This is a genomic window from Mucilaginibacter sp. P1_D10, assembly GCF_056406215.1.
Genome location: NZ_JBFUAP010000007.1, coordinates 68,826 through 94,957, shown reverse-complemented (window position 1 = coordinate 94,957; position 26,132 = coordinate 68,826). Strand labels below are relative to the sequence as shown.

Sequence of the window (26,132 nt, the reverse complement as noted above, 5' to 3'; positions counted from 1 at the left end):
CATGCTGAGTTTGAATAGGGAGGCCTATTCAAACACCTCCGCTTCACCATCATGCAAAGCCCAAACCATGTAGGGGTGGGTATCCGCATGATAGATATCGCCGGTTTGGCTGATGCCGATGATGCCGGCAAAGCCATCGTAAGGCTTCATTTCATCAAGCGTTTTTTCTGTAGCGAGGGATAAAGGCATGCCGTCGGTTACGCGGGTAACTATTTTGGTTGCTACTGAGCCGCTTACGATGTCCTCACCTACGCCGGTGCAGGAGATGCCCGCAAAGGCATTGGCGTAATTGCCAGCCGTAGTTGCAGAATCGCTTACGCGGCCGGGTATCTCGAAGCCTTTTCCGCCGGTGGAGGTGGCAGCGGCTATATCGCCGTAAATATCCAGCGCAACTGCACCCACGGTGCCCAGGCGGATAGAGTCGCTTAGTTTTTTCTCGTATTCTTTGCGGCGCTGGGGTATCTCGGTATTGAAGTATCCGAAGCCGTTCTGCTTGGCAAAATCGCAGGCACCGTTTCCACTCAGTACCCGGTCGTCATACTCCATCAATTTTTCGGCAACGCAAATGGGATTGCGTACATCTTCTATATTGATAACTCCCGAAAACTTTTGGGTTTTGCCATCCATCAGGGCAGCGCTTAAACGGATCTTGCCATCGCTTTGTATCTGCGAGCCGGTGCCTGCGTTAAACAGGTCGCAATCTTCCAGCAGGCGCACGGTGTACACTACGGTTTGGGCAGCGGTATGGTGCTCCAGATATTTATGGCCCAGGTGTACTATCTCCAGCAGGGCATCCTGTTTGGCTTTTTTTACTTCCTGGTTTGTTTGGCTCTCGCTAAAAAAACCGCCGTGAATAATTAGCTTCATTGTAAAAGATCGTTACTACTATCCTGGGTGGTGATGAACACGCCATCTTCCACCCTCACCGTTTTTTTGATGATCATCCGTTGCTGCAGCAAGTCGTATTTGTCGAAGATAGACATTACATGCACCTTCAGGTTCTCTATAGAAACAGGATCGCCTATCTCTACATCATAAACGTTGGTTTCTACAATATTAGTGCCATCAACCAGCATGATCAACCCCGAGCCGATGGCTTCCATCATGCTGCCTTCGGTAATCAGCAGTCCGGCATCTTCGCCAAGGCCTATGCCTAATATGCCGGGATTTGTGGCTACGGCGTATAATAAACGACCGATACGGCCGCGTTGTACAAAGTGGGTATCAACGATAACCGAATCGATAAAACCCAGCCCGGCGGTAATCTGCACCTCGCCTTTTATCAGGGCCTCGTTGCTTTGCCCGCGGTATATCATGTGGGTTGATGCTGCGGCTGCACCAGCCGATGTACCGGCGATAACGAAGTTCTCGTTGTTATAGCGTTTTTTCAGTATCTGCAAAAATTGGGTGCCGCCGAAAATGGCCGTTAAGCGGAGCTGATCGCCGCCGCTGAACATCACTACATCTGCTTTGCTGATGCGGTCGAGATATTCGGGGTTGGCAGCATCCTCGCGGCTTTTGATATGGAGTATGTTTACGTGGGTTACATTAAGCTGGTTAAAGGCTTTGATATATTCGTTGCCAACCAGCTCGGGTATCTGCGATGCGGTGGTGATAACCTCAACCGATGAACCCTCCTTTTTTGCCGATTCGTTGATGATGCGGCGCAGGATGCCTTTTTCGAAAAACTTGATATAATGCGGCTGCATAATATGTTCCAGCACGCTTACGTTACTGCCCATATCCACAGCACCTCCAATTATTACCAATTTTCCTTTAGGATCCGCCATTTGTTCTTAATCAATTTATACAAATTAAAATAAAAATCATTAAAACAGGCTGATTTAATTAATAAAACTGCATTTTTCGGCCCAAAGGTTTTATTAGAATGATAAGTTTTTTAGATTTAAAACTTATTACTTCTCACACTCGTTTTGAATCACCTCTTATGAAGATAGAAAATATACAAGTACTGCGCGGGCCCAACATCTGGAGCGTTAACCGCAAAAAACTGATACAAATGCGGCTCGACCTGCAGGAAATGGAGCAGAGCCCCACCAATGAAATTGATGGCTTTTACGAGCGCATGAAAGCATTGTTACCTTCGCTGTACAATCACCGCTGCTCACCGGGGGTACCGGGGGGCTTTTTTGAGCGCGTGATAGCCGGCACCTGGATGGGCCACGTAATTGAGCATATTGCATTAGAGATACAAACCCTTGCGGGAATGGATACGGGCTTCGGCCGTACCCGCGAAACCAAAACGCCAGGCGTTTATAACGTAGTGTTTGCGTACCTGGAAGAAAAGGTAGGCGTTTTTGCGGCAGAATCTGCCGTGCGTATAGCCGAGGCACTGATAGGCGGCGAGGAATACGATTTGGAGAAAGATATACAGCAAATGCGCGAAATACGCGAGAATACCCGCCTTGGCCCAAGCACTGGTGCCATTGTTGAGGAAGCTATCGCGAGGAATATCCCCTGGATAAGGCTGAACAACCAAAGCCTTGTACAATTGGGCTACGGCAAAAACCAGGTACGTTTCCGCGCCACCATGACGGAGAAAACCAGCAGCATTGCCGTTGATATTGCCAGCAATAAAGACGAAACCAAGCGCCTGCTACAAGAGCAAGCCATCCCGGTTGCCAAAGGTATGACCATCAGCCGTACCGAGCAGGTGGTAGAGGCCATTCGCAAGATAGGCTTCCCGTTGGTATTTAAACCGCTGGATGGTAACCATGGCCGAGGCATCAGCATCAACATCAACACTACCGAGGATGCAATTGCTGCCTACGAGTTTGCCGCAAAGATCTCGCGCCGCGTAATTGTGGAGCGTTATATTACTGGCTACGATTTTAGGGTACTGGTGATAGATAATAAAATGGTGGCCGCCGCACTGCGCGATCCGGCACATGTTAAAGGAGATGGGGAACTCACCATCCAGCAACTCATCGATAAAGAAAACACCGACCCGCGCCGTGGCTACGGGCACGAGAATGTGCTTACCTTAATTGATGTTGACCGTGATACCTTAGACCTCCTAGAAAAGAAAGGCTATACCTTAGATACCGTGCCTGCCGCAGGCGAAAAGGTGTTCGTAAAATCCACCGCTAATCTAAGCACCGGCGGTACATCCGTCGATGTTACCGACCATGTGCATCCGCAGAACGTTTTCATCTGCGAGCGTATCTCTAAAATCATCGGGTTGGACATTTGCGGCATAGATATTATGGCCGAAAACCTTACCGAACCATTAACCGAAAACGGTGGTGTGGTTTTGGAAGTGAACGCCGCGCCGGGTTTCCGCATGCATATAGCACCAAGCGAAGGCTTGCCGCGCAATGTAGCCGGGCATGTGATAGATATGCTTTACCCAACAGGGAAATCGGCAAGGATACCTATTATTGCCATTACCGGCACCAACGGTAAAACCACCACCACCCGTTTGATAGCCCACATTGTAAAGAACAACGGGCACCGCGTGGGCTTCACCACGTCTGATGGTATCTACGTACAGAACACCATGATGCTGAAGGGCGACACCACTGGTCCTGTAAGCAGCGAGTTTATACTGAAAGACCCCACGGTTGATTTCGCCGTACTGGAAACAGCACGCGGCGGCATCCTGCGCTCGGGCCTGGGCTTTAGCTTCTGCGATATAGGCGTAATCACCAACATACAGGAAGACCACCTTGGCCTATCAGACATACATACCCTTGACGACCTTGCCCGTGTAAAAAGCGTGGTGACCAACGCGATAAAAAAAGACGGCTGGGCTGTATTGAATGCCGATAATAAATACTGCGTGGAAATTGGCAAGAAAGCCGATTGCAACGTGGCTTATTTCAGCCGCAACGAGAACAACCCCGTTGTGATTGCCCATTGCAAAAAAGGCGGCATTGCCTGCGTGCACGAAAACGGCTTTATCACCATACAAAAAGGCGATTGGAAAATCCGCGTACAGCGTACCATCGTTATCCCGCTAACTTTTGGCGGTACGGTTGGTTTTATGATAGATAATGTAATGGCAGCTACGCTGGCTACCTTCCTGCATGGGTTTAAAACGGAGGATATCAAGATATCGTTGGAAACCTTTATCCCATCGGCGGCGCAAACACCGGGACGGATGAACATCTTCGAGTTCAAGGATTTCCGTTTTATGATAGATTTTGCGCATAATCCTGATGGCTTTAACGGTATTAAGCAGTTCCTCAGCCACATCGATTCGCCGCTGAAGATTGGTATCATAGCCGGCACCGGCGACAGGCGCGACGAGGACATCATCGAACTGGGCAAAATTGCCGCCGAGATGTTCGATTACATCATCCTCCGCCAGGAAAAACACCTGCGCGGCCGCACCGAAGAAAACATTTTAGATTTATTGAAAGAAGGCATTGCATCAGAAGGCAGCAACACGCCATACGAAATAGTACCTAAAGAGATAGATGCCATTAAACACGCCATGAGCATGGCCAAACCCGGCGCATTCATCGTAGCGCTAAGCGACGTAATAAGCAACGCCATAGAAACCGTACAAAACTACCAGGAACAAGAAAGGAACGGGTTGTTTAACGTGTAGGCTCCCAGAATGGGGGCGAAGAGTATGCGGCGGCAGGATTAACACCCTGTCGCCTTTTTTATTCGTAGAGACGCAATATTTTGCGTCTCCCGTTTGCAATGTAGCGAAAGCCATTCCATGCATGTTCAGAGACGCAAAATATTGCGTCTCTACGGTTTTGCCTTTGGCGACGAAAGATAATAATGCCATAGCAACATACTCGCCACTGTGCGGTACGGCTGCCATTCCTGGCCAATTATCGCCAATTCTTCCTTAGGGGTTTCTTTTGGTAGGCCCTTCAATCTTTTGATGGCATTTACGATGGCAAGATCGCCCAAGGGGAGGATGTCCGTACGTTGTAGTACGAACATAAGGTAAACGTCTACCGTCCAGTTGCCGATGCCTTTGAGAGCACAGAGCTGGCTGCGGATGTCATCGTCTTCCATTTGTTTAAATTCTTCGAGATTTATTTGGCCACTGAGGATAGCTTCTGCCAGGTAACGGGTATAGGCCGTTTTTTGTCGACTGAAATAGCATTCGCGGAACTCCAAATCGGTTAGCAATAAAATTCTCGCTGGTGTCAATTCCCGAACCCGTTCCCGCATTTTGTTGAGGGCGGATAGGGCCGAAGCCAACGATACCTGCTGCTCCAGGATAATATGCACCAATGTTTCGAAGGTGTTTGGCCGAGACCACATGGGCGGGTAGCCGTAGCTGGAAATGACAGCTGAAAAATCGGTATCCATTTTGCCGAGCTCGTCGCAAATGGAGTGGTAGGTAGAAGAGGTAAACTGTTGTGGCATATGATTGTTATTTAAACGTACTAACTTTTTTAGGATTTAGCGTTTCAATTTCTGAATTTTACATTTATGAACAACCTCCCGCCATTAGCCGAACGCATGCGCCCAAAATCGCTGGACGATTATGTTGGGCAAAAACATCTGGTTGGCCGGGGCGCGGTGCTGCGCAAGGCCATAGAGAGCGGCTCGTTACCCTCCATGCTGTTTTGGGGGCCGCCGGGGGTGGGGAAAACTACGCTGGCGTACATCATCTCCCAATCCTTATCCCGCCCGTTCTTTTCTTTAAGCGCCATCAATTCGGGCGTAAAGGATGTACGCGAGGTGATAGAAAAAGCATCCATCTTAAAAGAACAGGGCGAAATACTCCCAATATTGTTCATCGATGAAATTCACCGGTTCTCTAAATCGCAGCAGGATTCATTGCTTGGTGCAGTAGAACGCGGCATCGTAACCCTTATTGGTGCTACCACCGAGAACCCATCTTTCGAGGTGATCTCCGCTTTGCTCTCACGCTGCCAGGTATATATTTTGCAGCATCTGGCAGAGCAGGACCTGCTCGACCTGCTGGATAAGGCCCAAAAGGAAGATGTCGTCCTCAAAGAAAAAAATATCGTAATTGAAGAACATGAAGCATTGCTGCGCCTCAGCGGCGGCGACGCGCGTAAGCTGCTCAATATATTCGAACTGCTGGTAAACGCTTTCGACAGCAAAAAAATAGTACTGACCAATGATGTGGTGCTGGAGCATGTGCAGCAAAACATGGCCCTTTACGATAAAACCGGCGAGCAGCATTACGATATAATTTCGGCCTTCATTAAATCCATGCGAGGCAGCGACCCTAACGGGGCCGTTTATTGGCTGGCCCGTATGATTGTTGGCGGCGAAGACCCACTATTCATTGCCCGCAGGATGCTCATTTTAGCGTCAGAGGACATCGGCAACGCCAACCCCAACGCCCTGCTGCTGGCACAAAGCTGCTTTAACGCCGTGCAGGTTATCGGTATGCCCGAGTCGCAATTGATATTGTCGCAAACGGTAATTTATCTGGCCACATCGGCCAAAAGCAATTCGGCCACCACGGCTATCGGCGCTGCAATAGCCTTAGTAAAGCAAAGGGGCGACTTGCCCGTGCCCCTGCACCTACGTAACGCGCCCACCAAACTGATGAAGAACATCGGTTACGGCAAAAACTACAAGTATGCCCACAGCTACGAAGGCAACTTTGCCGACCTTGATTTTCTGCCGGAAGCCATCCGCGGAACTAAAATTTACGAGCCGGGTAACAACCCGAAAGAAAACGAGTCGAAAGAGAAAATGAGGAAACTTTGGGGCGACAGGTATAAGTATTAGTTAATATTGTTATCTTCCGTCGTTAACCTTTAACCGATGCAACACCCCGATCTAAAAAAAGAATTCCAGGTAGAGCGGATCGCTTTCTTCAGTGATGCTGTTTTTGCGATAGCCATCACCTTGTTAATTATTGAGATTAAAGTGCCCGAAGTGCATGGCGAGCGTTTTTCCTCAGAAGAGATCGTTCGTGGCCTGCGGCGGCTTATCCCCCAATTTATTGGCTTTATCGTCAGCTTTTTTGTGATCGCCTTGTATTGGGTTAATCACCACCAAATATTTAAATACGTGGTACATTACAGCCCCAAACTGGTTTGGACCAACCTTTTCCTGTTATTTTCCATCGTGCTGATGCCGTTTAGTTCGGCCTTTTACAGCGACTACTGGTTATCTTACAGTGCCGTACCGCTGGGATTTTATGTAGTAAATATTTGCCTCACCGGCTTTATGAATACCCGTTTGTGGTACATTATCAGTAACCCGGCCAATAAGTTGAGCGAGGGACTGGACAATGCCGCTTTTGTAGCTTATTGCAAAACCCGCTCGATGATAGCGCCCAGCGTTTTCCTGCTTTCGTTTTTGGTAAGTATCTTTAGCATGCGTATTGCCTACTGGTGCCCGGGCCTTATTTTTATAATTATGATAGTTCTTAAAAAGCAGTACCGCAAAAAACACCCGGAACTGTTTGCCAAATAATCACATAATATGATCTCTACCTTTTTTAGCCACGAGTTAAAAGCCTTTTGGCGTTCAAAAAACACAGGCAAAACCATTGCCGTTAAGGCGGTAATGGGCGTGCTCATCCTTATCCTGCTGCTTTATGTAGTAGCATTGGGCGTATTGCTGGATATGATTTTAGGCAAAGTGTTCCCTAAAGATGATTTGGTGGTTACCTTTTGCGGCATCATCCTCATCTACTTTTTGTTTGATATGCTTATGCGCATGCAGTTGCAGGAGCTGCCAACACTTAAGGTGCAGCCATACCTGCATTTGCCCGTAAAACGCAACAGCGTTGTGGGCTATCTGGCCCTAACCTCGCTGCTTTCGTTCTTTAACCTTTGGCCAATCGTGCTTTTTGGGCCGTTCATCATCAAAGTTATTTTGCCATCATCGGGTGCCTTGGTAGCCATTGCGTTTTTGGCAGCGGTAATATCGCTGTCGGTATTCAACAATTACCTGGCTATGTACATCAAGCGCAAGTCCAATTTAAACGGCTGGGTATTTTTGGTGGCTTTTGCGGTGTTGGGACTGGCTATTGCCGGCGATTTTGCATGGCATATTTATTCGCTGCGTAACCTATCGTACCTGTACTTCGGAGCTTTGCTCACCAAACCTTATCTTGCCTTGCTGCCGCTGGCATTGGGCCTGGGCATGTTTTACTTCAACTTTATTTACTTAAAGGGTAACCTATATCTCGAAGAACTGGGCTCACGCAAGGCATCGGCCTATAAAAGCAGTACCGAGATACCTTTCCTTGGTCGTTACGGCAGCGTGGGCGATTTAGTGGCCAACGAAATTAAGCTCATCCTGCGCAACAAACGTTCGCGCTCAGCACTGGTAATGAGTAGTTTCATGTTGTTTTACGGGCTGATATTTTACACCCAAAAAGCCTATCCCGATGGCTTCAAGGTGTTCGTGGGCATGTTTATGACGGGTATCTTCATCATCAGCTACGGGCAGTTTATGTTCAGCTGGCAGGCCGCGCATTTCGATGGGCTGTTGGTGAGCAAAATTAAATTCTCCGATTTTTTGAAAGCTAAATATCTGCTGTTTACAGTAGTATCAACCCTGGCTTTTTTGCTCACGCTGCCTTATGTGTACTTCGGCTGGAAAGTTATCCTCATCCACTTTGTGATGTATCTATGGAACTTGGGCGTAAACACCACCATCGTATTGTTTTTTGCCAACCGCAATTACAAACGTATCGACCTATCTAAGGGTGCATCCTTTAATTGGGAGGGCGTAGGCGCAACCCAATTGCTGCTCTCGTTCCCGCTGATGATATTGCCTTACGTTGTGTACTGGCCGTTCAGCTTGTTAGGGATGCCTTACCCGGGATATGCCGCAATGGCCATCATCGGGTTGGCCTTTATAGCTACCCGAAGCTTCTGGATAAAAAAGCTGGAAGCCGATTTTTATGAAAAACGATTTAAAATAGCCGAAGGCTTCAGGAATATATAAGATGATTGAGATCAAAAACTTAAAAAAGGTTTACGCCGGGGTAACCGTCGTTAACGTACCTGCGCTCACTATAAACAAGGGCGAAAGTATTGGCCTTGTGGGCAATAACGGCGCGGGCAAAACCACGCTGTTCCGCATGATACTGGACTTGATACGCCCCGATGACGGCGAAGTATTATCCAACGGAAAGAATGTAGCCGGTGCCGAAGAATGGAAAGACTATACGGCCTCTTACCTGGACGAAGGGTTCCTGATAGACTACCTTACGCCCGAAGAATACTTTTACTTCATAGGCGGCCTGCACCAGCAAAACAAGCCCCAGGTAGACGAATACCTGGCCGGGCTAACCGAATTTTTCAACGGAGAGGTACTGAAGAAAGGCAAATACATCCGCGATTTATCTAAGGGCAATCAGTGTAAAGTAGGCGTTGGCAGTTGCCTGTTACAGAAACCGCAATTGCTGATGCTGGATGAGCCATTCGCAAACATCGACCCTAGCACACAGTTCCGCCTGAAGAATGTGCTGAAGGCCGAGAACAAGAATAATGGCGTAACCACTATCGTATCCAGCCACGATTTGAACCACATAACCGATGTATGCGAACGCATCTTACTGATGGAAAAAGGGCGTATCATCAAAGATATCGCCACCAGTTCATCAACCCTGAACGAGTTGGAAGAATACTTTGGCGTGGGGCAAACTATTACGCCAGGCTCCATTATAGATAAAGAAGAGAACCACTAAGCTGTATTATGTATTTGATTAGAGAGGCCACAACGGCCGACGTTGATACCATTTTGCAAATAGCCGAAGACACCTGGTGGCCCACTTACGAGCCATTATTGGGCAAAGAACAAGTTGCTTACATGCTAGGCACCATTTACACCCGCGATAAAATTTTAGGGCAGTTGGAAAAGGGAGAGCAAACCTATTTACTGTTGATAGAAGAGGGCACGCCAGTTGCCTTTGCCGCTTACTCGCCGCGTGAAGAAGATGCCGACATATACAAGCTGCACAAGCTTTATTGCCTGCCTGCAACGCAGGGCAAAGGCTATGGCAAAATACTGATTAACGCCGTTGTCGATAAAATAAAAGAGGCGGGCAAACACACACTCGACCTTAATGTAAACCGCTATAACAAGGCCAAAGATTTTTATGAGCGAATGGGATTCACGATAGCGTATGAAGAGGATATTGCCATAGGGCCTTACTGGATGAACGATTATGTGATGCGGAAAGAGCTGTAATCTGCACCATAGCTAAATCTTCAGCCGGATGTTTATTTTCTGCAATAAACCAGCCAGCCAAACAATTACCAGGGCAAAAAGCAAGGAGCGGATAAGCCCGCCGTTGCCCTGGTCAAAGTATTGGGGGTAAGTAAAGTTGGTCATTTGATACATAGGGTAAAACAGGTAAGGCAGCAGATAGCAGGTGAACGTGTTGGTGCCCGCAGGTTCTATCACCTTTACCCAGTTGTACTTTTTGCAGGTATCTACCGCAAAAACAAATATGGCGTAAACAATAAGGCTTATGCCCGTGCAAATGAGTACCCATGAGGGGGTATCGCGCATTTTGGATATGCCCCCGCTGAAATAACGCACAATAAAGCCCAGGTTGAACAATATAATGGCTATCAAAAACATAGCCACCCAAAGCATCTTCAGTTCGCGGTTTTGAGCAAGGCGCATGTATAATACTGACACAAAGATACCCGCCATGGTAAATGCCTGCATGGCCCCATTGCCCGATATCCAAACGTATTGTTGTATAGGGTTGAGGAAGGTAAGCAGCCCAAAGTGGTAATCGAGATTAAAAAACATGAAGAATAGCCAGGCCGCCGCCTGCACCCACAGCACGCCATTGGAGTAATGGTAAATAAAGGCACAAATAAGGTATGCCCAGCCGATGAGTCCAAGTATGCCCCACCAGGTAAGGTGCAGCCAGGCGTGCCCCGGGTCGGAGCTCTTATAGACCGCGCACACAGCAACTAGCAAGGCAACGCCAAAGCCCTGGCATAGGTAGCGTTTTAGCTTAGATGCAGTTTGGCTATAATCAATAAAAATAAAAAAGAAGCTAAAAGTTGCCAGGCTATCCCACACGGGCCTGGGTAAAATGGCGTGGGCCTCATCGTAAGTTTCCATATTGGCGTGGAAAAAGCCGATGAAGATGAGGGCAAAAGAGCGCGTAATGATACGCATGGGTATTTTGGCATCCTCTTTTTTAGAGCGATGCGCAAAGGCATATGGGATGGCCAACCCCACAATAAATAAAAAGGCCGGAAAAATCGTATCGGCTAATCCTAATCCATCGGCATTTACGGCCACGTGTTTGAGCCATTCGGGCGTATTGGGTACGCCGTCCAGGTCGTTCACGAAAATCATCAGGAACATGGTAACCGCACGAAACGCATCTATAGACCGGATGCGGTTAATTAAATTACTCATTAAACAGGAAAATGTTTTTTAGGGACAAATGTTTTAAGTAAACGGCAATTTTCTTAAAACAGTATCGCTAAAAGGGTAGTTTTAGTCCCTGTCGCGGCTAAGCTTGGTAAATAATAGCGGGTTTTCGTTCAGCTCGGCTGTTTCACGGCGGTGTTTGATGATATGGATGGCCGTGAATAACGCTTCACGGAAAGATATCTCCGATGCCATGTTTTTGCCCGCAATATCGTAAGCCGTGCCATGGTCCGGCGAAGTCCGTACGAAGCTGAGCCCGGCGGTATAATTTACGCCCGATTCGAAAGCGATTTGCTTGAATGGGATAAGCCCCTGGTCGTGGTACATAGCCAGTACCGCGTCAAACTGCATATAAGTACCGTTGCCAAAAAAAGCGTCGGCGGCATAAGGCCCAAAAGCCAATACATCGTGTGCACGGGCTTCTTCTATTGCCGGGATAATAACGTCTTTTTCTTCATTGCCTATCAGGCCGTTATCGCTGGCATGGGGGTTTAGGCCCAGCACGGCAATTTTGGGTTTGCGTACCCAAAAATCATCGCGCAGGCTGCTGTGCATCAGCTTCAGTTTGGCTATGATTTTTTCGGTCGTGATGCTTTCCGATATTTTCGAAACCGGGATATGCCCCGTAACCACGCCAACGCGCAGGGTTTCGCTCACCAAAAACATCAGCGATTCGTTTGCGCTATCGCGCGATTGCAAGTACTCGGTATGCCCCGGGAAATTGAACTCCTCGCTCTGGATATTATCTTTGTTGATAGGAGCGGTAACCAGCCCGTCTATCTTGCCGCTCAGGAGGTCGTCGGTAGCGCGTTGTAATGATTGATAAGCGTATTTACCGCCTTCGGCCGTAACGGTGCCCAGCTCTATACGTACGTCTTCTTCCCAGCAGTTCACCATATTGGCCCGCTTGGATATTGCTTGCGATGCATCGTCGACGATATTGAAATTAAGCTCGTTTACCTGCGTGGCCCTGCGGTGGAACGATGCCACCTTGCTGTGCCCGTAAACAATTGGCGTGCAGTAATCGTATATTTTGGTATCGGCCAGCGTTTTGATGATTATCTCTAACCCAATGCCGTTAATATCGCCGATGCTTATCCCTATTTTAGGTTTGTCGCTCATAGTTTGAATGATTTCACCGATTATATTTTTTTGATTCCACCGATTTGAATGATTTCACCGATTGATCTGTGAAATATTTGCGGGCAGAAAAACGTATCTCGGTTAGTATAATTGCTTTAAGCTTTGGCCGTTGCGGTTTAGCTTAATATGCAAAGAAAAAGATTTTAAGTTTATAATTCCTTAATAAAGCGCAAATATGCCTTAATTTGCTTAAATATACTTGTATAATGACATTAGTAAGAGCAAAAAAACATTTAGGCCAACACTTTCTTACTGATAAAAATATCGCGCAGAAAACGGTGGAGAGCCTGCAGGCGGGTGCTAAATACAGGCAGGTGCTGGAGGTTGGCCCCGGCATGGGTATCCTGTCGGACTTTTTGCTGCAAAAACCCGAGTATGAAGCCTTCCTGATCGACATCGACACCGAATCGTACACATTCCTGCAAAAGAAATATCCAACACTTGGCAACAGGCTAATCAATGCCGATTTTTTGGAGCTCGATTTCGCAAGCCTCTTCGAACCCAAGATGGCTGTTATCGGCAACTTCCCTTACAATATTTCCAGCCAGATACTTTTTAAGATACTGGATAACCGGGAGCGTGTGGTTGAGGTGGTTGGCATGTTCCAGAAAGAAGTGGCCGAGCGCTGCGCCAGCAAACCCGGCAGTAAGGAATATGGTATTCTGAGCGTTTTTTTGCAGGCCTATTATAAAGTTGAATATTTATTCACAGTTAAAGCAGGGGTTTTTAACCCTCCGCCCAAAGTACTCTCGGCCGTTATCCGCCTAACGCGTAATGAAACCGAAACCCTTGGCTGCGACGAAAAACTATTTTGGCAGGTAGTAAAGGCCGGCTTTAACCAGCGACGCAAAACATTGCGCAACGCGCTATCGTCCCTCATCAACAAAGAAAAAATGACCGAGAATAAAACGCTCGATTTAAGAGCAGAGCGTTTAAGCGTACAGGATTTTGTGGCATTGACCAATGAGATAACCGCGAATAGATGAAAAGGCTGTCGGTTACCATTTTCCTATTGTTTGCCGCTATTTGCGGCTTTGCACAAAAAACGCTCACTGCAAAGTCACCAGTTATAAGCACAAAAAAGGTTTACCTGCAGTACGGAAATCAAAAGGATAGCTTGTTAATTCCTGTAATATCTAACGATTACCCGGCTCTGCAAAAAGCGTTTTCAGATTCGGTATTATTCTCCGGCGATAAGCTCCCGGATGTGGTGGACAATTATAGTACTTGCGGATGCGGCGTTACGAGTTTAAATTACAAGGTAGAGTATTCCAACAATCTGCTTGTTTCCATTAGGTTGCTTTACGAAGGCATGGGGGCTTACCCTTCGTCTTATCAAAAATGGCTGACGCTATTTGTTGAAGATGGGAAGCCGATACCGTTAAACACAGTATTAGGCGAGGCGGGTATGGATTATGTATTGCGGAAGTATAAAGCAGTCCTCATTTCACGAATTAACCGCAATCTGATTACTCAGACGCATGATGCTGATGCTATTTCCGCACGCAAAGAACTATTAGAGGCCGCCCGAGGCTTAAAAGCGCATGATATTATTAGCAAATTCCTCATTACGCCTAAAGGACTGCTTGTAACAACGGATAATGTGCTGCCGCATGTTATACAAAGTTTTGAACCACAGCGCGAAGTGTTATTTACAAGGGCAGAATTGCGAAAATTCATCGCGGCTTATTCCGTAGAACCGGGATGGCATACTACAATCAAAAAACCTTAACCTCTGTTGAGCAATTTAACCCTGCGATTTCTTCACGCAATCGGCCATACGTTTTACAAACAGGTGGTTTGCCGTGCCGCCAATTACTACTCCGACAACAGGTATTAGCTTTGTGTTCAGCAAAACCGGCGTTTGGTTCAGAACAGACCCTATGCTTCGCATGTAGTTCAAGCGCTCGAACCCGACCGCGAGGTTTTCTTTTCTCATGCTGAACTAACAAAACATTAAACGCTTAAATTAGTAAACCTTCACCTCAACCGGCCCTTTTATCCCCTGCGATTTCTTCACCGAATCGGCCATGCGTTTTACGAACAGGTAATTTGCCGTGCCGCCAATTACTGCGCCAACAACAGGTATCAACCTTTCGGCAGTGCGTACGCCAAAGGCCAGCAACAGCTTTTCGGCAATGCTCTCCATTACGGTTTTGGTCATGGCAACGCCGGCTTCTATTTTAAAAGAGGCGGCAACCAGCCCCATAAATTCTTCGAAACTTATTTTATAACTACCGCGGCTGTAGTACATAATAGCCATGGTAACCCTGAACTGTTGAGTGATGAGGTTAATGAAATCGACCGGCATACCTACCACCATAGTGATGATGCCGCCGCTGCCCGATATGGCTCCCGAGCCTGCTGCCAGGTAGGCGCATTGGTTGATGAATTTATCCAGCCCCATTTTATCCACGCCGCGTTTGATGTTCAGCTGGTCTATATGGTCGAATATTTGCCTGAAGCCGTCGTTGGATAATTTAACGGCGTATTGTTTTATATCTGTGCGCGTACGCTTGAATGGTAATTTCATATTGGTTGCGGGCCTATGTTTGCCAATGATGTATTGCCATTTACGTGCCAACATTTTATAGCAGCAGAAATGGCACGTTTAGGCTGTTCCGTTGGCACGGATCATGTGTCATTCTTGGCTATTTTACAGGCAATTAGCCGCTGAAAATATTTTTTGCATATATGGAAATGTACGCTACATTTACCGCGTAATCGCATACCGGTGAAACTTCCCCGAAACCTCAAAATCCTCCCGGAACCTACAGGCAGGCGATGCGTTCATTAAATAACAAACATCATGTATTTACTTATTGTATTAGCTATCGCCCTTGTGCTGGTAGTAATTAGTGCTCACATTGCGCAGGAGTATCAACGCGCCATTGTTTTCCGTTTGGGCCGCTACAGCCATACGGCTGGTCCCGGGCTTTATTTTATCATTCCCTTTGTTGACAGGCAGATAACCGTAGACATTCGTACCCGCACAGTCGATTTAGAGCAGCAGGAAACCATCACTAAAGACAGCGTAACCATTAAGGTGAACGCCGTGCTTTGGTTCAAGGTAATTAATCCAGAAGACTCAATTATCAAGGTTGCCAATTACAACCAGGCGGTTTACCAGTTTGCTGTAACGGCGTTGCGTAATATTATTGGCCAGCATCATTTAGATGAAGTTTTACGCGAGCGCGAGCAGATAAACTCAACCATGCAAAAAATAGTAGATGCAGCCACCGAACCCTGGGGTATCAAGATAGTAATGGTAGAGATGAAGGACGTAGAAATCCCCGAATCGATGCAGCGTGCCATGGCCCGCGAGGCCGAGGCCATCCGTGAGAAACGCGCACGTATCATCAAGGCCGAAGCTGAGTTGGAAGCATCCATCAAACTTACCCAGGGTGCCAAACAAATGGAGGGCAGCCCAATAGCCCTGGAACTTCGCCGCATGCAGATGCTATCGGAAATAGGCATCGATAACAATACCACCACCATCGTATTGGTGCCATCCGATTTTACAAATGCTGCGAGGAGCTTTACGGAGATGGTGAGTAAGAAAACGGAGGCATAATATAGAACTTTTGTGTAGTCGCCGGACTTCTGTTCTGCGATTGTTATTTCGAGGCCTTGTAATCGCTCATCACCGGCACGCGATGGGCGATTACTTTGCTTTCTTTTTTAGTGCTTCTGTAATGAATGCACTCGGCTCATAAACCGAGATTTCGACATTCAAGTCAGATAAATACTGCTCTATAACAGGTTTGACAACCGTCCAATCCAAACCACCGTTTCCACAACCCAAAGCAGGAAGCGCAATTGATTTTATATCATATTTGATAATTTGCTCAAGAAGGTCCTTTAATCCGTCCTTAATCCATTGTAGTTTAGATGGATTACGCCAATGTTGTTTGGTTGGAAAATTGACGATGAATTTAACGCCGTTTAAGTCATTTACAGGAACAACCAGAACCTTACCTACGACAATCTCATTTCGCTCCGATGCTTGTTTATAGGCCACATAATTCTCCGGAAAAGCGTATTTAAATTGCAAAGCAATGCCTTTACCCATTACACCTACGGTATTAACGGCGTTCACAAGCGCATCGACTTTAGCTTCTAAAAGATTTCCTTCTTTATAAATTACCATAGAAATAATTCGAATATGTTGTTCTCTGTTCCCTGGGTTTAACAGGCAAACGTATCCATCTAATATAAAAACATTTTGATTAAATACTTATGTGCCAATCACGCCGCCATTCCAAGTATTCAGCGCACTTAAGTATCTTGCGACATGAACTTGCTTTTTTAGGCAGAGGATTTTGTATATTTGATTATTATGCTGACCGCAATTAAAGGATATTATGAAGAAGGGCACATCGTTTTGAGCGAGGAGGCCCCTGTACATTCAAAAACGGATGTAATAGTAACTTTTTTAACCGAACCGGTGGAGAAAAAGCAAGAAAAGCGCGTACCCGGAGGGTTGAAAGGTATGGCAACATTGCCCGATGACTTTGATGAACCATTGGACGAGCTGAAGGATTATATGTAATGGCTGGCAACAAGTATTTGTTGGACACACACGCCTTGGTGTGGTTTCAAAAGAATAACCCGCGCTTATCACGACGAGCCATTGTTATAATCGAAAACCCATCTAATATTATACTTTTCAGCCAGGTAAGCTTGCTTGAGTTGGTGATAAAACAACGGCTCGGAAAAATGCCGGAATTTTTAGTTTCGACAGACGATGTTAATTACCAAGCGGAAGAGGATGGATTTACCCTTGTTAGTATTCAAAACATTCATTTTTCCAGATATTCACAAATAGAACTGTTCGAAAGTCACAAAGACCCATTTGATAGATTGCTAATAGCTACCGCAATTGAAGAAAACGCAACAATTCTTTCGGGCGATGAAAAATTCAAACTTTATCAGGGTTCGGTAAAAGTCATCTGGTAACTACACCCCCACCACCATCAACTCCTCCAAAACCTCCAACGCTTCATTAATATTCCCCACCCTATCTACGCTTAAGCGCAGGGTGTTTTTTACTTCTTTAAGGTTGGTGCGGCGCGGGTTACGCTGTACAAAGTTGAGCACTTCCCGGAAGGCATCGCTTTCGAAATAGGCAGATTGCTGGTTGGTGATGAAGTAGCCGCGCAGCACGTTGTTTTTAAGGGATACCTTTTCGAAACCGATGGTTTTGCCCAGCCATTGCAGGCGCATGGAGTTCAGCAAATCGTTTACCTGCAGGGGTACGGGGCCAAACCTGTCGTGCAGTTGCTGTTTGAAGGCCTGCAGCTCGGTTTCGTTTTCTAGTTTGCTTAGCTCGGTGTACAGGTTATAGCGCTCGCCAATGTTGGTAACGTACTCGTCTGGTATCAGGATCTCCTGGTCGGTATCAATCTGCGTAAAGCTGATGAATGGCTTCGGCTTTTCATCAGGGAATACGCCCTTGAATTCGTCTTCCTTCAGCTCCTGTATAGCTTCGTCCAATATCTTGTGGTACATATCGAAGCCGATTTCGGCAATAAAGCCGCTTTGCTCGGCACCCAGCAGGTTACCGCTGCCGCGGATATCCAAATCGCGCATGGCAACGTTGAAGCCGCTGCCCAAATCGCTGAATTCTTCTATGGCGCTTAATCGCTTGCGGGCCTCGTTGGTAAGCGTAGATAAAGGCGGACTCAGCAAATAACAAAAGGCCTTTTTATTGCTTCGCCCTACGCGGCCACGCATCTGGTGCAAATCGCTCAGGCCAAACATGTGGGCATAGTTGATGATGATTGTATTGGCGTTGGGGATATCCAACCCAGCCTCGATGATGGTGGTAGCCACCAGCACATCGTATTCGTGGTTTACGAATTTCAGCATCACATCTTCCAGCGCATCGCCTTCCAACTGCCCGTGGGCTATGCCTATACGGGCTTTGGGCACCAGCTTGTGTATCATGCCACCCAATTGCGGCAAATCGGCGACACGGTTGTGGATGAAGAACACCTGTCCGTCGCGCTCAATCTCGTGCTCTACGGCTTCTTTTATCAGCTTATCATTAAACACATGAAGCTCGGTAACAACCGGCTGGCGGTTTGGTGGCGGGGTAGAGATAATGGAAAGGTCCCTCGCGCCCATCAGCGAAAAATGCAGGGTGCGTGGGATAGGCGTTGCCGTGAGGGTAAGCGTGTCCACATTGGCGCGCATCTGTTTTAGCTTTTCCTTAACGGATACGCCGAATTTTTGCTCCTCATCAATGATCATCAGACCGAGGTCCTTAAACTTCACGTCCTTGCTCACCAAGCGATGGGTGCCTATGATGATATCTACCTTGCCCTCCTTCAACTTGGCAAGGGTGTCCTTTATTTGCTTGCTGGTTTTAAAGCGGTTGATGTAATCGATATTGGCGGGGAAGCCCTTTAGGCGGTCGCTAAAGGTTTTGTAGTGCTGCGCGGCAAGAATGGTCGTCGGCACCAGTATGGCCACCTGCTTGCTATCCGCAACGGCCTTAAACGCGGCGCGGACGGCTATCTCGGTTTTGCCAAACCCAACGTCGCCGCAAATGAGGCGGTCCATCGGGTGCGGCGATTCCATATCCTTTTTAAAATCGGTCGTGGCTTTTTCCTGATCGGGCGTATCCTCATATAAAAAAGATGCTTCCAGTTCCGTCTGCAGGTAACTATCGGGCGAAAAAGCGTTGCCATCCTGCGCTTTACGCAGGGCGTAAAGCTTGATGAGATCGCGGGCTATATCCTTAACTTTTTTTTTTGTTGTTTTCTTCAGCCGCTCCCAGGTATCGGTGCCCAGCTTGTTCATGCGGGGCTGCGTACCCTCCTTGCCGCTGTATTTGCTGATGCGGTTTAGCGAGTTGATATTTACGTACAGCAGGTCGTTATCGGCATAAACCAAACGGATCATTTCCTGCACCTTGCCGTTCACCTCTACTTTCTCCAGTCCGGCGTATTTGCCGATGCCATGGTCTATGTGGGTAATGAAGTCGCCCGGCTTCAAATCGCGCAGCTCCTTTAGGGTAATCGCCTGCGAGCGTTGATAGCCCTTTTTGAGTTTGTATTTGTAGTATCGGTCGAATATCTGGTGGTCGGTATAGCAGGCGAGTTTTTGTTCGCGATCTATAAAACCTTCGCGAATGGATACGCTCAGCGGCGTAAACTTTACCGTTTTATCAAGGTCATCCAAAATGGCGTAAAGGCGTTCTACCTGCCTTGCGCTATCGGTAAGGATGTAGTTCTCTATCTTATCAGCTTCGTTGGTCTTGAAATTGTGTATCAGCAAGCTAAAATCCTTATTGAACGACGGCTGCGGGCGCATATCGAACATAATTTGCGCGGCATCGTGGTAAAAGAATTGCTTACCAAATTCTACCAGCGGGAAATCGTGCAGTTGGTCGGCTATCAGTTTCTCGTCGGTAAAGCTGAATTTGGGGTCTATCCAATCGGGGTTCTGATTTTTCTCCTCTGCAGAAAGGGCCTTCCACAATTGGGTGGCTTTTTTATGCCCAGTTTGGATAATATCCAGCGTAAACTGTACATCCTTTATCCACACCTGTGTATCGGCATCTACATATTCTAACAGGGAGATATTGTTCTCGGTGAGGAATTTAGATTGTACGTTGGGTACGATGGTGATATTCTTTACCTTCTCTACCGATAGCTGGCTCTCTATCTCGAAGGTGCGTATCGATTCGATGGCATCGCCGAAGAACTCTACCCGGTAAGGCAGATCGTGCGAAAAGGAAAAGATATCCACGATGCCGCCGCGTACCGAGAACTGCCCGGGTTCGTAAACAAAATCCACCCTATCAAAATCGTACTCCACCAAAAACTCGCTGATGAATTCGATGCTCAGTTTATTATTAACGGCAATCTCGAGGGTGTTTTTTTCCAGAGAAGCACGGTCTATCACCTTTTCGGCAATGGCTTCGGGGTAAGTAACGATGAGCTGGCCGTATTCGGTAGCGTGGTTAAGTTCGTTCAATACTTCGGCGCGGGCCAAAACATTGCTGCTATCGGGCTGGGTAAATTCGAAGGGCTTGCGGTACGATGATGGGAAAAGCAGGGCTTCTTTACCTGTGAGGTTTTCCAGGTCGGCCTGGAAATAGGCGGCTTCTTCGCGCTCGGGCAGCACGAATATCATGTGCTTGTGCTGCAAAAAATATGACGCAGCAGCCATGGCCGCATCGCCCGATCCGACTAAGCCCCTTAGCTGCACCCTTGGATTTTTACCGGCATTAAGCGCCTGCGCCAGTGCCTTTATCCGTTCGTCGGCCTTATACCTTTCTAATATATCGCGGATATTCAAAACGATGCAAATATAGGCAAAAAAGGGCTTTAAGACCTCTACTGTTAATTATGCAAAATTTAGGCAAACAAAACAGGACATACATTACTTTTAAATGATATTTCGCTGCCGATAAGGCGGCGCCGACCAAAACCATAAACTAAAAATTTCTGCAACATGAAAAATTCAGTAATATTCGGCATAGTGATAGGCGTGTTAAGCACTATATGGCTTTTTGTACTGCGCGGCAACCATGCCGACCTTACCGATAGCAAGGTAGCACCCATAGAATACGTATCGGTGCTCATTCCGCTTATCGGGCTTTATTTCGGAGTAAAGAACTTCCGCGATGGCGAGTTAAAGGGTAAGATGGGCTTTTTAGAGGCGCTTATCCAAAGCTTTAAGATACTGCTGGTAGGCGGGGCACTAACTACATTCATCGGGATCGTTTTTGTAAACTGGGGCGGAATAAGCGCTCACGACCCAACGCTGCAAGCCTTTAGTGGTCGTATTTTCGGCGCATTGCTGGTTGGCGTAATTATGGCCTTTGGCGTATCTTTACTGCTCACCACCCGCAGTAACAGAGTTGATTAAAAAGCTTTTTAACCGATACTTCGAACTTGTATTTTGGATAGCGGCGATGGCTTGCCTGGCGTTTACCAACCCGGCGGGGCCAGCGCATTTTAGTTTGTGTCCCTTTAAGGCCATGGGTATTGCCTGGTGCCCGGGCTGTGGGCTGGGCCACGCCATCGCTTATCTGTTTCATGGCGATATCCGTGCTTCTTTCCAGGCTCATTGGCTGGGGATACCGGCGGTACTTGGCATAATGTACAGGATATATACCCTTATTTTCCCGGTAAACTACCTTGCCCGCATGCAAGGGCGCGATACTCACCGATAAATTTTCTTCCGGCAAAAGCCCGGCCCTGTTTCACCGCAAAATCTGCCTCGTTTACCGATACTTTATTACATGCTGCCAATAATGCATTGGTCACATTAGTGTTTGGATGTAGTTTTACATCATCAATCATCACAAACATTAAAAAACAACAGCCATGAACACGCACTACGATCCTTATATGACCTTCTCGGATATGACAACCGAAGAAATGATGTTTCTGCAACAGGCTACCAATGGCCTGAGCGAAAGACAGAAACAATACTTTTATATGGTTTACTCGGGCAAAAGGCGCAGCCCGCAAGAAATCCTCATTTATACGCTGCTTGGCTTTGTGTGCATTGCCGGCGTACAGCGCTTTGTTACCGGGCAAATTGTAATGGGCATATTGTTCATTTGTACTGCCGGTTTCTGTGGTATAGGTACCATCATAGATTTGATTAACCATCGCTCTATCGCAACAGAGTATAACCAGAAAATGGCTTACGAAAGCTTCCAGATTACCAAAATGGCCGTTCAGGAATAATTAACGCAAAAACATCACCCCAAACTTTTAATACATACAAACATGAAAACCCTTAACAAAAACACCCATAAGCTAACCGTTCGTTTCGATAAAGAATTGCTGGCCCTGTTGCAGAACGACCTAAAAACCGCAAAAGCTAAAAAAGCCTGAATAAGATAAATACTGAATGGGCTTAACGCCCGGGAAGACCGAAACGATTGTAAGCATTGGGAAGGGCCACAGCGCCCGGCGGCGATTGGCCCACCAAAGAAAATATTACAGGCGTTTGGGTCTTTGTTGTTTGTGGTGATTTCTAACCACAGAGGGCGCGGAGTAGTCGCGGAGTTTCACAGAGATTTAGGAGGAATGCCATTTAACCAACAGGAAGCGACTCAAATAAAATCCTGTCAATCTTTTTAATCTCCTCAATCCTGTACTACCTTCGCTTATATGAAATTAGCACAGCTTACCACTTACCTGGAGAGCCTGGCCCCGCTGGCCTATCAGGAAGATTACGATAACTCGGGCCTGATCGTAGGCCACCCGGACGCGGATATACACCAGGCGCTTATCTCCTTGGATTGTACCGAGGCCGTGGTAGACGAAGCCATAGCCACCGGCTGCCAGGTAATCGTGTCGCACCACCCCATCGTTTTTAAAGGACTAAAGAGGTTCAACGGCAAAACCTATGTTGAGCGCGTGGTAGAGAAAGCCATCCGCCACAACATCGCTATCTACGCCATCCATACCAATCTGGATAACATCATGACGGGGGTTAACGCCCGCATCTGCGAAACGCTGGGGCTAAAAAACACACGCATCCTTGCTCCAAAGCATCAATTATTAAAAAAACTGGTAACCTACGTACCCGTTGCGCAAGCCGAAGAGGTGCGCAATGCCTTATTTGCCGCCGGAGCCGGAAACATTGGCAATTACAGCGAAGTAAGCTTCAACGCAGAAGGCTTTGGTTCCTTTAAAGCAAACGAGCACGCCAACCCCTACGTGGGCGAGCCCGGCAAACGCCACCGCGAACATGAGATACGCATTGAAAGCATTTACCCCGCCAACCTGGAGAGCAAGATAATTATGGCTCTGGTGCTGGCGCACCCCTATGAAGAGGTGGCGTACGACCTTTACGCCCTCACCAACCAAAACCAGCAAGTGGGGAGCGGAATGATTGGCGAGTTGGAAAATGCTAAGGATGCCGGTGCTTTTTTAGCTTTCGTAAAAGACAAAATGCGCGCAAGCGTTATCAGGCACACCGAGTTTACGGGCAAACCCATCAAAAAAGTAGCGGTTTGCGGCGGCTCGGGCGGCTTTTTATTGAAGCAGGCCATAGCGGCCGGGGCCGACATTTTTATCACCGCAGATTACAAATACCACGAGTTTTTTGATGCTGAAGGAAAGATAGTGATTGCCGACATCGGACATTTTGAAAGTGAGCAATTTACGCAACAATTATTGCATGAAATTATTCAAAATAAATTTGTTAACTTTGCGGTCCGTTTAACAAAAGTAAATACAAACCCCGTCAAATATTATATTTAATGGAACAAACTGTAGAACAAAAGCTTAAAGCTTTATACGACCTGCAAACCATCCACACCAAAATTGACAAGATACGCCAGGTACGCGGCGAATTGCCTATGGAAGTTGCCGATCTGGAAGATGACGTAGCCGGATTAGAAACCCGCATACAAAAAATAAAGAACGAGCTGGACGACCTTGAGGACGAAATTGTGACCCGCAAGAACATCATCAAGGAATCGCAAGCCAACACCAAAAAATACGAAGCCCAGCTTAACGAGGTTAAAAACAACCGCGAGTACGACGCAATCTCTAAAGAGATTGAGATACAGGGTCTGGATATACAGGTAAGCGAGAAAAAAATCCGCGAGTTTGGTTTCGAGATAGCATCTAAAACCGCCATCTACGAAAAAGCACAAGCCGATTTAGATGCCCGCCGTGCCGACCTTGACGCCAAGAAAGACGAACTAGGTACCATTACTGCCGAAACTGAAAAGGAAGAAAACGAGCTGAACAGCCAGGCTGATAAAGCTACCGTAAACATAGAAGAGCGCTTGCTTACCGCTTACAACCGCCTGCGCAACAATGCAAAGAACGGCCTTGCGGTAGTAACTATACAGCGCGACTCATGCGCGGGCTGCTTTAACCAAATACCTCCTCAGCGCCAGAGCGATATACGCCAACGCAAAAAGATCATCGTTTGCGAGCACTGCGGCCGTATATTGGTTGACGAGCTGATGGCTTTGGAAGAAGAGAACGCATAACACGCAACCAACTATAAATTTATATTTAGAAGGCTCCAGCTATGGGGCCTTTTTTGTTGCGCGTATAACTGCAAACTATCAGCAATCCAAGCATCGCTCCGGAAATGGCGGTTACTATAATCTCGCCATACGGAAATTCATTTTGGCTGCCCCAGGGTTTAAAACATACAGATGCTTTTATAGTCAGCACAACCAGCATTACGCCCAGTACACTAATCCAAAACCGGGCTTTATTTTGCTGGCCAGTTGCCTCGCCTTTTGGCAGCCGTGTTATAGCATACCCAATTACACCGAAGCCAACCAGCGTGCTGCAATGCTGTAAGAGTTTATAAACGAAAACCGGATGCCCGGCTAAATTAATTGTTGAAGTGAACGCTGGAAATTGTGCGGCAAAAAGCGTTGCTTGTGCGTAAAGCCATCCCAAAAAATGTGCGATGCCGCACCCATTAAGAGGCATATCATAATGATAGCTATATTGTTTACGGAAAGCTGGCCGGCAGCAGTGTTCTTATAAGCAGAGAACCGGCGATTTAAGTATGCCGGTAGATAATCAATAAGATGGTTTTTTACCAGCCGTTGATAGGCAAAATATACAAGCAAGCCAAGCGGCAGGTCGAACCAAAATAAGCCGCCCAAGCTATGCCCGTAAATACCTATCAATTTCATCCTGATAAAATATTCAAAATCGGGGATCATACTGCCTATTATTAAAGCTGTTAATGATACCATCCGTTTAGGCAAACTGCTTAAAGGTAATACGATAGCAGGGTGTGCAAAGGTGAAAGGCATAAGCGACTATGTGGTTTTATACAGATACCACCCATCACCAAGCGAGCGTATCATAATAAAATGTCCATCGCTCATTTTGGGCACGTCCTTGTTATCTTTAACATACATATACCCAACGTGGTTATCCACAATACCGCCGATATTCAGAATTACGGTGTTGGTAGTTTCTTCGCCGTTAATTTCGGCACTGTGCAGGTAAAGCGCTTTTAGTTTATTAGATAGGGCACTTTTATCGTCTGAGGCTTTTATGAAATTTCTTTTTCCGGCTGGTGGGGAGTTCAAAAAGTCGACCTTTAGTTGTTCAAAAGCCCCCTTGTTTTTTTGAAAGTGAGCGATTATGTTATCGTCCGATGCAAGCGTAAGTGCCGTGTTGTTTAACAGATAAGAATAGTCTTCACGCGACTTAAATATGCGATAATCCTTGCCTTTGTGTAACGGCATTGCTATCATTTTATTTATCTGCGCCGGGGTCATCTTTTTTAACTCGTCATACATCTGCTGTAGCATACCCGTCAAGGCAAGTGCCCTAAAAGCCGCTATTTTCCAGGTAGTATCTTTCTTCAAGTGCAGATAAGTATCCAGTTCGAAGCCGGAGGTATCAGTAATCGTTAAATTAATAACCGCAGTAGCGCTATCGCCGCTCAATTGCCTGAACCTCAATTTAACTCCAGGATTTATATCCAGGCCGTTAGGGTGCCCTTCGTACTCGTCTGTGCAATAATGTTTCAAATTGGATAAGCTATCCCTCGAGAATACTTTTTTGCACACTTCCATTGGCGAAAGCTCCTGTGCGTAAATATGAGAGATCGAAAAATACAGAAACAGGCCAAACAGTAGCTTTTTCATGCAAGGTAATTTCAAGTAAGATAATAAA

At 46.9% G+C, this 26,132-nt stretch carries 26 protein-coding genes and 1 pseudogene; 16 read left to right on the top strand and 11 right to left on the bottom strand.

Annotated elements, in window-relative coordinates; genetic code table 11:
• Positions 1–24: 24 nt before the first annotated feature.
• Together AC1DYT_RS12855 and AC1DYT_RS12850 are read right to left on the bottom strand one after the other, a co-directional pair.
• On the bottom strand, positions 25–867 hold the full coding sequence (locus tag AC1DYT_RS12855) for an isoaspartyl peptidase/L-asparaginase (RefSeq protein WP_477470002.1): 843 nt from the start codon (positions 865–867) through the stop codon (positions 25–27).
• Positions 864–1,790, bottom strand: a complete 927-nt coding sequence (locus AC1DYT_RS12850; protein WP_477470001.1) for a cyanophycinase — start codon at positions 1,788–1,790, stop codon at positions 864–866. The genes AC1DYT_RS12855 and AC1DYT_RS12850 overlap by 4 nt, the downstream gene beginning before the upstream one ends.
• Before the next feature lie 158 nt (positions 1,791–1,948).
• Between AC1DYT_RS12850 and cphA the strand changes: the two genes are divergently transcribed.
• The gene (gene cphA / locus AC1DYT_RS12845; RefSeq protein ID WP_477470000.1) at positions 1,949–4,576 is read left to right on the top strand and encodes a cyanophycin synthetase; all 2,628 of its coding nucleotides are present in this window, start codon (positions 1,949–1,951) and stop codon (positions 4,574–4,576) included.
• A 149-nt stretch (positions 4,577–4,725) separates the two neighbouring features.
• Here the strand turns inward: cphA and AC1DYT_RS12840 are convergent, their stop codons facing one another.
• A complete protein-coding gene (locus tag AC1DYT_RS12840; protein WP_477469999.1) occupies positions 4,726–5,358 on the bottom strand; it encodes a DNA-3-methyladenine glycosylase family protein in 633 nt (210 codons plus the stop codon).
• A 66-nt stretch (positions 5,359–5,424) separates the two neighbouring features.
• Here AC1DYT_RS12840 and AC1DYT_RS12835 point away from each other — a divergent pair, with 66 nt between their 5' ends.
• Genes AC1DYT_RS12835 through AC1DYT_RS12815 form a run of 5 tightly spaced genes read left to right on the top strand, consistent with a single transcriptional unit; the run spans position 5,425 to position 10,131 of the window.
• A complete protein-coding gene (locus AC1DYT_RS12835; RefSeq protein WP_477469998.1) occupies positions 5,425–6,705 on the top strand; it encodes a replication-associated recombination protein A in 1,281 nt (426 codons plus the stop codon).
• Positions 6,706–6,741: 36 nt separating this feature from the next.
• Positions 6,742–7,398, top strand: coding sequence for a TMEM175 family protein (locus AC1DYT_RS12830; RefSeq protein WP_477469997.1), 657 nt, complete (start codon positions 6,742–6,744; stop codon positions 7,396–7,398).
• 9 nt (positions 7,399–7,407) lie between these two features.
• Positions 7,408–8,883, top strand: coding sequence for a DUF5687 family protein (locus AC1DYT_RS12825; protein WP_477469996.1), 1,476 nt, complete (start codon positions 7,408–7,410; stop codon positions 8,881–8,883).
• 1 nt (position 8,884) lies between these two features.
• Positions 8,885–9,628, top strand: coding sequence for an ABC transporter ATP-binding protein (locus tag AC1DYT_RS12820; RefSeq protein ID WP_477469995.1), 744 nt, complete (start codon positions 8,885–8,887; stop codon positions 9,626–9,628).
• Positions 9,629–9,636: 8 nt separating this feature from the next.
• Positions 9,637–10,131, top strand: a complete 495-nt coding sequence (locus AC1DYT_RS12815; RefSeq protein ID WP_477469994.1) for an N-acetyltransferase family protein — start codon at positions 9,637–9,639, stop codon at positions 10,129–10,131.
• A 12-nt stretch (positions 10,132–10,143) separates the two neighbouring features.
• On the opposite strand, the gene AC1DYT_RS12810 is transcribed toward AC1DYT_RS12815, so the two are convergent.
• Together AC1DYT_RS12810 and pdxA are read right to left on the bottom strand one after the other, a co-directional pair.
• Positions 10,144–11,328 (bottom strand): DUF5009 domain-containing protein, encoded by a 1,185-nt coding sequence (locus AC1DYT_RS12810; RefSeq protein ID WP_477469993.1) that lies wholly within the window; start codon positions 11,326–11,328, stop codon positions 10,144–10,146.
• Between the two features lie 81 nt (positions 11,329–11,409).
• Entirely contained in the window at positions 11,410–12,465 is a 1,056-nt protein-coding gene (gene pdxA / locus AC1DYT_RS12805; protein ID WP_477469992.1) for a 4-hydroxythreonine-4-phosphate dehydrogenase PdxA, read from the bottom strand.
• 227 nt (positions 12,466–12,692) lie between these two features.
• Between pdxA and rsmA the strand changes: the two genes are divergently transcribed.
• A complete protein-coding gene (gene rsmA, locus AC1DYT_RS12800; RefSeq protein WP_477469991.1) occupies positions 12,693–13,472 on the top strand; it encodes a 16S rRNA (adenine(1518)-N(6)/adenine(1519)-N(6))-dimethyltransferase RsmA in 780 nt (259 codons plus the stop codon).
• A 26-nt stretch (positions 13,473–13,498) separates the two neighbouring features.
• On the top strand, positions 13,499–14,218 hold the full coding sequence (locus tag AC1DYT_RS12795) for a hypothetical protein (RefSeq protein WP_477469990.1): 720 nt from the start codon (positions 13,499–13,501) through the stop codon (positions 14,216–14,218).
• A gap of 15 nt (positions 14,219–14,233) precedes the next feature.
• Here AC1DYT_RS12795 and AC1DYT_RS12790 read toward each other — a convergent pair whose 3' ends face one another.
• Both AC1DYT_RS12790 and AC1DYT_RS12785 read right to left on the bottom strand, forming a co-directional pair.
• The gene (locus tag AC1DYT_RS12790; RefSeq protein ID WP_477469989.1) at positions 14,234–14,425 is read right to left on the bottom strand and encodes a hypothetical protein; all 192 of its coding nucleotides are present in this window, start codon (positions 14,423–14,425) and stop codon (positions 14,234–14,236) included.
• Positions 14,426–14,455: 30 nt separating this feature from the next.
• A complete protein-coding gene (locus tag AC1DYT_RS12785) occupies positions 14,456–15,019 on the bottom strand; it encodes a hypothetical protein (protein ID WP_477469988.1) in 564 nt (187 codons plus the stop codon).
• Positions 15,020–15,295: 276 nt separating this feature from the next.
• On the opposite strand from AC1DYT_RS12785, the gene AC1DYT_RS12780 reads away from it, so the two are divergent.
• Positions 15,296–16,060, top strand: a complete 765-nt coding sequence (locus tag AC1DYT_RS12780) for a slipin family protein (protein WP_477469987.1) — start codon at positions 15,296–15,298, stop codon at positions 16,058–16,060.
• Positions 16,061–16,150: 90 nt separating this feature from the next.
• Here the strand turns inward: AC1DYT_RS12780 and AC1DYT_RS12775 are convergent, their stop codons facing one another.
• Positions 16,151–16,636 carry a macro domain-containing protein gene (locus AC1DYT_RS12775; RefSeq protein ID WP_477469986.1) on the bottom strand — a complete coding sequence of 162 codons (486 nt, stop codon included), beginning with the start codon at positions 16,634–16,636 and terminating at the stop codon, positions 16,151–16,153.
• Between the two features lie 189 nt (positions 16,637–16,825).
• On the opposite strand from AC1DYT_RS12775, the gene AC1DYT_RS12770 reads away from it, so the two are divergent.
• Positions 16,826–17,038 (top strand): DUF2281 domain-containing protein, encoded by a 213-nt coding sequence (locus AC1DYT_RS12770; RefSeq protein WP_477469985.1) that lies wholly within the window; start codon positions 16,826–16,828, stop codon positions 17,036–17,038.
• Positions 17,038–17,445, top strand: coding sequence for a type II toxin-antitoxin system VapC family toxin (locus AC1DYT_RS12765; protein WP_477469984.1), 408 nt, complete (start codon positions 17,038–17,040; stop codon positions 17,443–17,445). The genes AC1DYT_RS12770 and AC1DYT_RS12765 overlap by 1 nt, the downstream gene beginning before the upstream one ends.
• On the opposite strand, the gene mfd is transcribed toward AC1DYT_RS12765, so the two are convergent.
• A complete protein-coding gene (gene mfd / locus AC1DYT_RS12760; RefSeq protein WP_477469983.1) occupies positions 17,446–20,796 on the bottom strand; it encodes a transcription-repair coupling factor in 3,351 nt (1,116 codons plus the stop codon).
• Between the two features lie 156 nt (positions 20,797–20,952).
• On the opposite strand from mfd, the gene AC1DYT_RS12755 reads away from it, so the two are divergent.
• From AC1DYT_RS12755 to AC1DYT_RS12735, 5 genes are all read left to right on the top strand, one after another.
• Entirely contained in the window at positions 20,953–21,369 is a 417-nt protein-coding gene (locus AC1DYT_RS12755) for a DUF4199 domain-containing protein (RefSeq protein ID WP_477469982.1), read from the top strand.
• Positions 21,362–21,676: a DUF2752 domain-containing protein gene (locus AC1DYT_RS12750; RefSeq protein ID WP_477469981.1), complete on the top strand. Its 315-nt coding sequence runs from the start codon at positions 21,362–21,364 to the stop codon at positions 21,674–21,676. The genes AC1DYT_RS12755 and AC1DYT_RS12750 overlap by 8 nt, the downstream gene beginning before the upstream one ends.
• Positions 21,677–21,830: 154 nt before the next feature.
• Positions 21,831–22,199 (top strand): TM2 domain-containing protein, encoded by a 369-nt coding sequence (locus tag AC1DYT_RS12745; protein WP_477469980.1) that lies wholly within the window; start codon positions 21,831–21,833, stop codon positions 22,197–22,199.
• Between the two features lie 429 nt (positions 22,200–22,628).
• Complete coding sequence (locus AC1DYT_RS12740) at positions 22,629–23,726, top strand: Nif3-like dinuclear metal center hexameric protein (RefSeq protein ID WP_477469979.1); 1,098 nt, start codon at positions 22,629–22,631, stop codon at positions 23,724–23,726.
• Entirely contained in the window at positions 23,726–24,469 is a 744-nt protein-coding gene (locus tag AC1DYT_RS12735; protein ID WP_133226539.1) for a zinc ribbon domain-containing protein, read from the top strand. The genes AC1DYT_RS12740 and AC1DYT_RS12735 overlap by 1 nt, the downstream gene beginning before the upstream one ends.
• A 25-nt stretch (positions 24,470–24,494) precedes the next feature.
• On the opposite strand, the pseudogene AC1DYT_RS12730 reads toward AC1DYT_RS12735, so the two are convergent.
• Positions 24,495–25,258 (bottom strand): annotated as a pseudogene (locus AC1DYT_RS12730) (DUF4184 family protein).
• Between the two features lie 6 nt (positions 25,259–25,264).
• Positions 25,265–26,104, bottom strand: a complete 840-nt coding sequence (locus tag AC1DYT_RS12725; protein WP_477469978.1) for a hypothetical protein — start codon at positions 26,102–26,104, stop codon at positions 25,265–25,267.
• Positions 26,105–26,132: the final 28 nt, after the last annotated feature.